The 10,594-nt window shown below is 65.1% G+C and carries 11 protein-coding genes and 1 pseudogene; 10 read left to right on the top strand and 2 right to left on the bottom strand.

The genetic code is table 11. The features are described from left to right. Both EN738_RS23215 and EN738_RS23210 read right to left on the bottom strand, forming a co-directional pair. A pseudogene (locus tag EN738_RS23215) lies at positions 1-131 on the bottom strand (porphobilinogen synthase); the annotation flags it as partial. Between the two features lie 75 nt (positions 132-206). After that, positions 207-1,028, bottom strand: a complete 822-nt coding sequence (locus tag EN738_RS23210; protein WP_127285747.1) for a DUF2066 domain-containing protein — start codon at positions 1,026-1,028, stop codon at positions 207-209. A 193-nt stretch (positions 1,029-1,221) separates the two neighbouring features. Here EN738_RS23210 and EN738_RS23205 point away from each other — a divergent pair, with 193 nt between their 5' ends. The 10 genes from EN738_RS23205 to nrdR all read left to right on the top strand — a co-directional run bounded on the left by EN738_RS23205 (position 1,222) and on the right by nrdR (position 10,488). Continuing rightward, positions 1,222-2,265, top strand: coding sequence for an enoyl-CoA hydratase/isomerase family protein (locus EN738_RS23205; RefSeq protein ID WP_127285746.1), 1,044 nt, complete (start codon positions 1,222-1,224; stop codon positions 2,263-2,265). Next, entirely contained in the window at positions 2,262-2,684 is a 423-nt protein-coding gene (locus EN738_RS23200) for a DUF6163 family protein (protein WP_127285745.1), read from the top strand. The genes EN738_RS23205 and EN738_RS23200 overlap by 4 nt, the downstream gene beginning before the upstream one ends. Positions 2,685-2,902: 218 nt before the next feature. After that, positions 2,903-3,418 carry a winged helix DNA-binding protein gene (locus EN738_RS23195; RefSeq protein ID WP_126054949.1) on the top strand — a complete coding sequence of 172 codons (516 nt, stop codon included), beginning with the start codon at positions 2,903-2,905 and terminating at the stop codon, positions 3,416-3,418. 173 nt (positions 3,419-3,591) lie between these two features. After that, positions 3,592-4,017 carry a hypothetical protein gene (locus tag EN738_RS23190; RefSeq protein ID WP_245494629.1) on the top strand — a complete coding sequence of 142 codons (426 nt, stop codon included), beginning with the start codon at positions 3,592-3,594 and terminating at the stop codon, positions 4,015-4,017. A gap of 327 nt (positions 4,018-4,344) precedes the next feature. Continuing rightward, the gene (locus tag EN738_RS23185; protein ID WP_127285744.1) at positions 4,345-5,598 is read left to right on the top strand and encodes a murein L,D-transpeptidase; all 1,254 of its coding nucleotides are present in this window, start codon (positions 4,345-4,347) and stop codon (positions 5,596-5,598) included. A 135-nt stretch (positions 5,599-5,733) separates the two neighbouring features. Beyond that, entirely contained in the window at positions 5,734-7,374 is a 1,641-nt protein-coding gene (locus EN738_RS23180) for a Na+/H+ antiporter (protein ID WP_127285743.1), read from the top strand. Positions 7,375-7,547: 173 nt separating this feature from the next. After that, positions 7,548-8,861 carry a serine hydroxymethyltransferase gene (gene glyA / locus EN738_RS23175; protein WP_127285742.1) on the top strand — a complete coding sequence of 438 codons (1,314 nt, stop codon included), beginning with the start codon at positions 7,548-7,550 and terminating at the stop codon, positions 8,859-8,861. 83 nt (positions 8,862-8,944) lie between these two features. Then, the gene (locus EN738_RS23170) at positions 8,945-9,571 is read left to right on the top strand and encodes a hypothetical protein (RefSeq protein ID WP_245494627.1); all 627 of its coding nucleotides are present in this window, start codon (positions 8,945-8,947) and stop codon (positions 9,569-9,571) included. Between the two features lie 21 nt (positions 9,572-9,592). Continuing rightward, complete coding sequence (locus EN738_RS23165) at positions 9,593-9,922, top strand: GlpM family protein (RefSeq protein WP_127285741.1); 330 nt, start codon at positions 9,593-9,595, stop codon at positions 9,920-9,922. An 86-nt stretch (positions 9,923-10,008) separates the two neighbouring features. Continuing rightward, positions 10,009-10,488, top strand: a complete 480-nt coding sequence (gene nrdR, locus EN738_RS23160) for a transcriptional regulator NrdR (protein WP_010915593.1) — start codon at positions 10,009-10,011, stop codon at positions 10,486-10,488. Positions 10,489-10,594 lie beyond the last annotated feature (106 nt).

Here is a 10,594-nt window from a genome sequence, read left to right as displayed (position 1 = left end):
ACCGAAAGCCGGTTTTCCTGCACCAGGCGCCGCGACCAGTCGGCCTTGCGCATGCGCCTCAGCCGCCGGCTGCCGGTGATCTCATCGACGCTGCGCGCGCCGGCAGGCTTTGCGGGGGTGAATCTGTTCATCGCCAAAACTCTCGTTTGGCCGGGTTTTAACACGGGCACTCACCGCAGACCAATGCGACACGATTGTGCCAGCCCTCAGGGTTGGCCATTGCCCGATAGAACCTGTGCCGCACCCCGGATAGCGACGCGGAACGCCTCGTCGAAGGTGACGCCGCGCACTTGCCAGCGGTAGGTCTTGCCGCCATCACCAAGCCGCCAGTCGGCGATCCACCCCAGGTCCTTGTCGCTCCACACGATGCTGCCGGCGAGCGCCTGATCGGCTCCCGCCTTTTTCGCGAGTTGGTCGAGCCCGGCAATGTCGGCTGCGCGCTGCGCCTTTTCGTCCATGCCGGAAACCAGCTCGGCCGGCGGGAAAGCGATGCGCATCAGCAACGGCCCCGTCGCGCTGACGAAAGAGTCGCGCATCGCCTCGCCGCGCCCGTCGTCGGCCGTTAGCACGAAATGGCGTTCGCCCTGCTCGGCGCTGAGGAGGATGGCGAGGCGTGGCCGCTCGCCGAGCCAAGGCTTGCTGCCGAGCTGCGCCAGCAGCCTGTCCAGCACGGCGGGCTTGTAGAGGCATGTGAGGTCGTGCGGCCGGTCATGCGTGCCTTGCTCGTCATGCACGGGGATGCCTTCCAGCCGGTCGTGGTAGCGGAAGCTGTCGACGAAATCGCCGGCCTTGTCGCGCAGCGCCGCCATCTCCGGTTTTCCCGGCAGGCGCTGATCGCCTGAAACCCTGACCAGCACCCGGTCCAGGCAATCCTTGAAACCGATCTGTCGGTTCACCTCGCCGGTGCCGGTGACGATGGTCTGCGACTGATAGAGGTCGTCGATCGTTGCGGCCATGGCGCCACGCGGCGCCGGCACCGCGGCGAGCAGGCCGATGATTGCAATGCCGAGACGCCAAAATGCGGACATGGCTCCCCCCGAAGTCCGTCAGGCAGCTTGTGGATCCTGCCGTTGCTCCCCGCTTCTCCGCGAGGACTGCCGCTTCGTAGCACCAGCCGCCGGCGGCCGCCAATACGAAGGCGATCCCCTCCTGCCATTGACGGACATGTGCGCCAGCCTTTAGCACTTCAGTCCCGCATGCGCGGGGGAGGATTCTCTTACGATGGATTTTGGCGGAGGCGACGAAATTCGCTTCGAGCGGTTGGGCAGGGCCGGCGTCGTCACGCTGACGCGGCCGCAGGCGCTCAACGCTCTCACCCACGCCATGGTCAAGGCGCTCGGCAAGGCGCTCGATGCCTGGGAGCGTGACGACGGCGTCGATGTGGTGGTGGTCAAGGCCGAGGGCAGGGCATTCTGCGCCGGCGGCGACATCCTGCACGTCTACGAGGCCGGCCGCGCCGGGCAGCCGCCGGTCGATTTCTTCGCCGACGAATACCGCCTCAACGCCCGCATCAAGCGATTCAAGAAACCCTACGTCGCGCTGATCAACGGCATCGTCATGGGTGGCGGCGTCGGCATCTCCTTCCACGGCTCGCAGCGCGTGCTGACCGAAAATGCCCAGTTCGCCATGCCGGAGGTCGGCATCGGCTTCTTCCCCGACGTCGGCGGCAGCCATCTGCTGCCGGATCTCGGCGGCAGCTTCGGCATGTACCTGGCGCTGACCGGCAGCCGCATCCGCCACGGCGACGCGCTCTGGTCGGGACTGGCCACCCACACCATCAAGGCCGAGGACCAGGCCGCCTTCCTCGACCGGCTCTGCGCCACCGGCGATCCGGAATCGGTGCTGCGCGGGTTTTTCGTCCCGGCCAGGCGCGAGACCGACCGGCCGGTGCTGGAAGCGATCGCGCGCCATTTCGCCCAACCCTCTTTTTCCGATATCATCGCCAGCCTCGATCGGGGCGCGCCCTCCGACGAGTTCGCCGCAAAGACCCTGGCGACAATCAGGACGCGCTCGCCGACCAGCCTGCATGTCGCCTGGCGCCAGATCAGCGCCGGGCTGACGCTGTCGATGGACGAGTGCATGAAGATGGAGTTCCGCATCCTCAACCGCATGCTGGCCGGCCACGACTTCTACGAAGGCATCCGCGCCGCCATCATCGACAAGGGCTCGACGCCGCGCTGGCGTCCGGCAGGCCTGGACGACGTCAGCGTCGCCGATGTCGACGCCTATTTCGCGCCGCTCGGCGAGCGGGAGCTCGACCTGTGAGCGAGGTGACCTCCAGGCGCGTCGTGCTGCAGCCCTCGACCACCGAAATCATCTTCGCCTGGTTCCAGCGCGTCATCGCCGGCTACTGCCTGCTGTTCGGCATCCTCTACTGGATCCGGCTGATCGGCTTCTATCCCGGCCCGCTCTGGCGCTTCGACCTGATGCCGGTGCACTGGCAGGTGGCCGCGGTGACGCTCGCCGTCTTCTTTCCCTTCGCCGCCGCTGGCCTTTGGATGCTGGCCTCCTGGGGGCCGGTGATCTGGTTCATCTGCGCCGCGACCGAGATTGTGATGTATGTCGGCTTTCCCGATCTGTTCGGCCACCGCCCGCTGATCATCGCTTCGCATGCCGCGGTGGCGCTGCTCTACATCGCCTTCCGGGTGGTGATCTGGCTGCAGAAGCGCCAGGCCCAGCGCTAGCCCGGAAGCGCGGGCAATTCACCCCCGGAATCGGTGGCTAAATCTTTAGGTTAATTATCCTTGCTGGGGTGACCGTTCGTTAAGCCTCTTTCGAAACCTCTTACCGGTAAGCTCTTGTTAGCCTTGGCGTTTAAGTCGAATTTTATGAGTATTCGATAGTGTCGCGATCAAGGTGAAAAACAAAAAAATCACCGGGCGACAAACGAGAGGCAAAGACAATGATCAATTCGCGTCCGGCGGCGAAGACCGCCACCGTATCCGACGACCGCCGCGAGGCGATCCGTTCGCTTTACATGGAATCGCTGCAGCTGGTTGAGCGTCTGCACCGCCGTCTGCTTGACGTGATCAAGGACGAGTTCGACCGCAACGGCCGTTCCGACATCAACGCCATCCAGGCGCTGCTGCTCTTCAACATCGGCAATTCGGAGCTGACCGCCGGCGAATTGCGCTCGCGCGGCTACTATCTCGGCTCGAATGTCTCCTACAATCTGAAGAAGCTGGTCGACCTCGGCTTCATCAACCACCAGCGCTCGCGCATCGACCGCCGTTCGGTCCGCGTCTCGCTGACGCCGAAGGGCAACGAGGTGGCAGAAGTGGTCGCCGGTCTCTATGAGCGTCATGTCGGCTCGATCGAGCAGGTCGGCGGCATCAACACCGACGAGTTCAAGCAGATGAACCGCGCCCTGCAGCGGCTGGACCGCTTCTGGAACGACACCATCGCCTACCGGATGTAAGCCGCATCCGCGCCGAGGGACCGCGCCGCGGAAGCGCGGGCAGGGGAAACAGTCGGGGACCGGTGTCGAAAGGCGCCGGTCCTTTTCCTTTTCGCGATGCAAGGGATATTTCGGAAGCGCCGCGCCCATCGGCAGGGCGTCTACGCTGTTTGCTTTCGCTGTGGCACTGCCTAATGTCGCTTCCTGGCGAGGGAGCGAACATGAACCTGAAAAACCGTTCAAGGATCTTCTGGGGCGCCGCGGTGCTTCTGTTGATTTCGACCGCGGCCTCCGCCGAGGAGTGGTGGAAGGATTCTTTCGCCGCCGAAGGCAGCGCCCCGTGCGACAACAACGATACGATCGTGACATTCACCGACAAGGCGGTCGAGATGTGGGAGGTCGGCTGCTCGCTGGAGAAGGTGCAGAAGATCGGCGGCCTCGACGCGATCATTCTGGACATGACCTGTTCGGACGGTGAGACCACGGAAAAGAGACGCGAGCTGCTGCTCAAGCTGGAGGACAACAAGGTCATGCGTTATCCCCGACAAGAGGTGTTGCAGCGATGTTCGGAATTGAAGGCGCAGCCAGGTCCGGATCCGAAGGTCGAGACTGCGCACTGAGTGCATAGTCGGGTCGCGGCTGCGGAGCTCAATGACGAAGGATTCTTGGATTGCTCACCGGTGCCGAAAAGCACCGCTGCTTTCCTTTCATCGCGTCGCCTGACGCAAATCGCGCGCCAAGGCCAAATTGCCGCCATAATCCCGGTGAAAGCGAGAATACGGGTGATGCTGCGGCCACAGGCCTGCCTTCACCTTGAAGTTGCGTCGCGCCACGCGTTTCACGCCGAAGCGATGCGGTCATGGTTGGCTAATTGTTAAGATTGCCAACCCTAGAGTGCGGGCGAAATCGCCCGTTGATCAGATGCTTAGAGAATGTCTGGAACGTCCATGAGAACCAGCCGCCGTTTCTTCCTTTCCGGAGCTTCCGCGCTTGCCGCAGCCATGGTTGCCAACAGTGCCAGCGCGCAGGACGTGATCGGGGATATCCTGAAATCATCGGCCCGCGGCAATTGGGACGACCAGTTCGACGCCCGCGCCAGCGAGGGCGGCAAGGTGGCCTCGACGCTGCCGATTTTCAGCCTGCAGACCGTCGCCTTCACCGAGCAGGCGGTGGCGCAGTACCAGACCATCGCCGGCCAGGGCGGCTGGGAGCAGGTGCCCGCGACCAAGAAGCTGCAGCTCGGCGTCGATGATCCCGATGTGGTGCCGCTGCGCAAGCGGCTCATGATCTCGGGCGATCTGTCGCAGAGCGCCGGCATCTCGACCTCGTTCGATTCCTATGTCGACGCCGCCGTCAAGCGCTTCCAGCTTCGCCACGGCCTGCCTGCCGACGGCGCCATGGGCAAATACACCTACACGGCGATGAATGTTTCGGCGCAGATCCGGCTTGGTCAGTTGCAGACCAATCTGCAGCGTCTGCGCGAAAAGGCTGGCACGCTGGGCAACCGTTACGTGCTGGTCGACATTCCGGCGGCCCAGATCGAGGCAGTCGAGAACGACCGCGTCGTGCTGCGCCACACCGCGATCGTCGGCAAGATCGACCGGCAGACCCCGATCGTGAATTCCAAGATCAACGAGATCATCGTCAATCCCTACTGGAATGCCCCGGTCTCGATCGTGCGCAAGGATATCATTCCGCTGATGCGCAAGGATCCCAACTATCTCAAGGACAGCCACATCCGCCTGTTCGCGCCGGATGGCAGCGAGGTCGACCCAATGACGGTCGACTGGTCGACGGATGACGCCGAGAAGTACCGCTTCCGCCAGGATCCGGGCGCCGGCAACGCCATGGCCTCGGTCAAGATCAACTTCCCCAGCCCGGACGGCGTCTATATGCACGACACGCCGCAGCAGAGCCTGTTCGGCAAGCTGATGCGCTTCGACTCCTCGGGCTGCGTGCGCGTCCAGAACGTGCGCGACCTCGTCACCTGGATCCTGCGCGACACGCCCGGTTGGGACCGCCAGCATTTCGAGGCGACGATCAAGACCGGTGAAAACACCCCGGTTCAGGTGACCAACCCGGTGCCGGTCCACTTCCTCTATCTTTCGGCATGGTCGACGGGCCCCGGCGTCGTGCAATTCCGCGACGACATCTACGGCCTTGACGGCAACGAAGAGCTGCAGATCACGTCTTCGCTCTAAGCGACTGGAATCTTTATTGAAAAGGCCGCCGATAGGCGGCCTTTTTGCTTTCCACCTTCCGTCAGCTGGCCTTCGTCGCGACTGGACGGCACGACCTGCTTTGCGCATGGTCGGGCAATATTCGGAATCGCCACCATGCATGTCGCCGTCTTCATCCTGGTCGTGCTCGTGTTCGTCGCGCTTTCGGGCGCCCTGGTCCGGCTCGTGCGCGTTCCGTTGCCGGTGCTGCAGATCGCCATAGGCGCGGCCCTTGCCTGGCCGGCGCGCGGCCTGCATGTCGAGATTGACCCGGAGCTGTTCCTCCTGGTGTTCATCCCGCCGCTCCTGTTCGGCGATGCCGTCGCCGCGCCCAAGCGCGAGCTTCTGGCGCTGCGCGGGCCGATTCTCGATCTCGCCATCGGGCTGGTCTTCTTCACCATCGTCGGCTTCGGCTACGCCTTGCACTGGCTGGTGCCGAGCATCCCGCTGGTCGTCGCCTTCGCGCTCGCCGCCGTGCTGTCGCCGACCGATGCGGTCGCCGTGTCCTCGATCGTCGACAGGAACGTGGTTCCGGCGCGGCTGATGCACATACTGGAGGGCGAGTCGCTGCTCAACGACGCGTCCGGCCTCGTCATGTTCCGCTTCGCCGTGGCGGCCGCGCTGACCGGCAGCTTCTCTTTGGCCGCAGCGTCGCTGACGTTCCTCTATGCGGTCGCCGCCGGCATCCTGGCCGGCGTGGCGGCGCTGATCGTCGCCGCCAAGACGCTGCAGTTGCTCAACCGCATCGGTGGCGTGCCGTCCGAGGCGCAGGTGCTGGTGATGATCCTGATGCCCTTCATCGCCTATCTCATCGCCGAGCACGTCGAGGCCTCGGGCATCCTGGCAGCGGTCACCGCCGGCCTGCTCACCGGCGGCTCCGGCATCTTCCGCTATCTCGGCATCTCGGCGCGCATGCAGACCATGTCGCTGTGGACGACGCTGTCCTTCATCTTCAACGGCGCGCTGTTCATTCTGCTTGGCCTGCAGCTTCCCGACATCATCCGCAACGTGCCGCCGGAGCTTTCCAGCCGGCATTGGCTGATCGAGCCCGCGGCGACGGTGCTGATCCTGACGCTCTGCCTGATCGGCCTGCGCTTCCTGTGGATCTGGGTCGGTGACATCGCGCAGCGCGTGGCGGCGCGGTTCGGCAAGCACAAGGCCGAGCCGTTCGGGATGCGCGTGCGGCTCGCCGGTTCGGTCGCCGGCGTGCGCGGCGCCATCACGCTGGCCGGCATCCTGTCGCTGCCGCTCACCATGGCCGACGGCTCGCCCTTTCCGTCACGCGACGTCGTCATCTTCCTCGCCGCCGGCGTCATCATCTGTTCGCTGACGATCGCAAGCCTGGCCCTGCCGAAGATCGCGCGCGGGCTGGTCGAGCCCGGCGAGGACCCGGGCGCCGCCGAGGAACGGCGGGCGCGCGTCGGCGCCGCCAACGCGGCAATCGCCAGGATCGAGAGCATCGCCAATGAAGGGGGTGAGGGCGAGGCCGCCGAGGCGAGGCTCGCGGTCGCCGACAGCATCGTCGCCGGCTACCGCCGCCGCATAGCCGCCTCCGACGAGGCCGACGAGGCGCGCGCCGAGGCCCGCGAGGCGGGGCGCCTGGAACTGGAACTCAGGCACGCCGGCATCGAGGCCGAGCGGGGCGCCGTGCGCGCCATGTTCCGCAGCCGCGAGATCAACGACCATACGATGCGGGCGCTGCTTGCCGAGATCACGCTCACCGAAGCCCTGCTGAAAAGCCGGCGGGAGCGGAAATAGACCTCGCGCCGCTGGCGTTGACGCAAACCGGCCAGCAAATTTCGCGGCGCAAACGTGGCGAGGCGAAGACAACTGTGTTAATGGCGCGGCAATGCATGTCGCCCAAGAGTGCGCAGCGGTTTTGGGGCAACGATATGCATGAACAAATTGCCCCGAACCGGAGGATTTCAGGCATGGCAACAGCAGCGGCAGCGTCGAACAAATTCGAATCCTTCTTCGAGACCACGCTGGCCGACGCCGATCCGGAGATTTTCGGCGCCATCCGCAACGAGCTCGGCCGCCAGCGCCATGAGATTGAGCTGATCGCTTCCGAAAACATCGTCTCGCGCGCTGTCCTGGAAGCGCAGGGCTCGATCATGACCAACAAATATGCCGAGGGCTATCCAGGCAAGCGCTACTATGGCGGCTGCCAGTTCGTCGACGTGGCCGAGGAACTGGCCATCGAACGCGCGAAAAAGCTGTTCGGCTGCAACTTCGCCAACGTCCAGCCGAATTCCGGCAGCCAGATGAACCAGGCCGTATTCCTGGCGCTGCTGCAGCCCGGCGACACCTTCATGGGCCTCGACCTCAATTCCGGCGGCCATCTCACCCACGGCTCGCCGGTCAACATGAGCGGCAAGTGGTTCAAGGTCGTCTCCTACGGCGTGCGCAAGGACGACCATCTGCTCGACATGGACGCGATCGAGAAGACCGCGCATGAGACCAAGCCGAAGCTGATCCTGGCCGGCGGCACCGCCTATTCCCGCATCTGGGACTGGAAGCGTTTCCGCGAGATCGCCGATGCGGTGGGCGCCTATCTGATGGTCGACATGGCCCACATCGCCGGCCTCGTCGCCGGCGGCGTGCATCCGTCGCCGTTGCCGCACGCCCATGTCGTGACGACGACCACGCACAAGTCGCTGCGCGGCCCGCGTGGCGGCCTGATCCTTTGCAACGACGAAGACATCGCCAAGAAGATGAATTCGGCCGTCTTCCCGGGCCTGCAGGGCGGTCCGCTGATGCACGTCATCGCCGCCAAGGCGGTGGCGCTGGGCGAGGCGCTGAAGCCGAGCTTCAAGCTCTATGCCGAGAGCGTCGCCGCCAACGCCAAGGCGCTGGCATCGAGCCTGAAGGAGACGGGCCTCGACATCGTCTCCGGCGGCACCGATAACCACCTGATGCTGGTCGATCTGCGCCCCAAGAACGCCACCGGCAAGCGCGCCGAGGCGGCACTCGGCCGCGCCAACATCACCTGCAACAAGAACGGCATCCCCTTCGATCCGGAAAAGCCCTTCGTCACCTCGGGTGTGCGCCTCGGCACGCCGGCCGGCACGACGCGCGGCTTCGGCCAGGCCGAGTTCCGCGAGATCGGCAAGCTGATCGCCGAGGTGCTGGACGGGTTGAAGGTGGCGAACTCCGACGAGGGCAACGCGGCCGTCGAGGCGGCGGTGAAGGCCAAGGTCGTGGCGCTCACCGATCGCTTCCCGCTCTATCCCTATCTCGGTTGACCTGAAGCCTCGCGTCATTCTTATTGGCCACGACGGGAAGCGCCGCTCCGGATGGAGCGGCGATCCGGACAGGAGCCTTGTTGATGATGCGATTTCCATGTCTCGGCGCTCTCGCGGCGCTTCTGGCGGCCTCGCCGTTGACCGGCGCCGCCCAGGCGCAGACCACGACGACGGCGCCCAAGGCAGGGACGGCGCCGGCCGCATCGCCTGCGCCTGCGTCGCCCCCGCCTGCATCTCCCAAGACCGAGACCTTCGGCAGGTGGTCCACCATTATCGATGAAGTCAACACCGGTGAGGATGTGCGCAGAACCTGCGCCGCCTCGACGGCGTTCCTCGACCAGAACGGCACCGGCGGCACGCTGACGCTTGCCATCTCGAACGGCGACGCATTGCCGCCCGACGGCTATCCGAGCCTCGTCATCGCGCTGCGGAACAAGGATCTGCCGGCCGGCGAGAGCATTCCCGCAGTGTTTGGCGACGACAAGGGCAAGGTCAAGGCGACCGTCAGCGCCGATATCGGCGACCAGTGGATGCTGGACAACAAGAAGGACGTCGCGCTTGCCCTGCTGCGGGCCATGCGGCGCGCGGCCGCGATCGATGTCGTCTTCGCCAACAAGCAGGTTGCCAGCATATCGATGGACGGCTTCACCAAGGCCTACCGCAGCCTTGGCGCGTCCTGCGGCTTCCCGACCACCGACGTCGCGCCCTGACAGGCAGCAAGGAGCCGCGCCATGGACATTCTCTGGAAAGGTGTCGTCGGCGGCCTCGTCACGGCGCTGATCGTCTGGGCCTCGAAGCGCGGCAACGTCCTGCCCGGCATCCTGCCGCTGGCGCCGACCTTCGCGGTCATCGCGCTGCTCGCGGTCGGCGCCAAGGGCAACCCGACCGGCTTTCGCGAGGCCTGTCTCGCCGGCTTCAGGACGATCCCCGCCTATCTCGCCTTCCTCGGCGCCTGTTGGCTGTTCATCGAGAGGGTAGACTATCGGCTTGCCGTTCTCGGCGGTATCGCGGTCTGGCTGGCGGCGGCGCTGGCAATCTTCCTCGCGCCTCGCTATCTCTGAGGCACGGAAGGCCGTCCGTGCTTTGCCATCGCGGCAAAAACCTCTAAGCCTTCCGCTCACCAAGAATCGCCAACCGAAGGCTCTCCATGCGCTGTCCCTACTGCCAGTCCGAAGATACGCAGGTGAAGGATTCGCGCCCTGCCGAGGATGGCGCGGCGATCCGCAGGCGGCGCGTATGCCCCGATTGCGGCGGCCGTTTCACCACCTTCGAGCGCGTCCAGCTCCGCGACCTCGTCGTGGTCAAGAAATCCGGCCGCAAGGTGCCGTTCGACCGCGACAAGCTCTTGCGCTCGGTCGAGATCGCGGTGCGCAAGCGCAATGTCGATCCCGAGCGCATCGACCGCGCGGTCACCGGCATCGTGCGCCAGCTTGAAAGCTCCGGCGAGACCGAAGTGGCCTCGGGCGAGGTCGGCCGGCTGGTCATGGAGGCGCTGAAGTCGCTCGACGACGTCGCCTATGTCCGCTTCGCCTCGGTCTATCGCAATTTCCGCGAGGCCAAGGATTTCCATGAGCTGCTCGGCGAGCTGAAGGGCGACGAAGACAAGAGCGAAGAGGACGCAGGTTGAGCATGGCAGGGCCGCGACCAAGCCCGGCCGGGCAGGAAGCTCTCGATCGCCGTTTCATGGCGGCGGCGCTGCGGCTGTCGCGAAAAAACGCCGGACGCACCTCGAC

Origin of the sequence: Mesorhizobium sp. M4B.F.Ca.ET.017.02.2.1 (assembly GCF_003998955.1) — a bacterium.
GTDB lineage: Bacteria > Pseudomonadota > Alphaproteobacteria > Rhizobiales > Rhizobiaceae > Mesorhizobium > Mesorhizobium abyssinicae.
The sequence above is the reverse complement of the archived record's forward strand: the minus strand, read 5'-3'. Positions and strand labels throughout refer to the sequence as shown.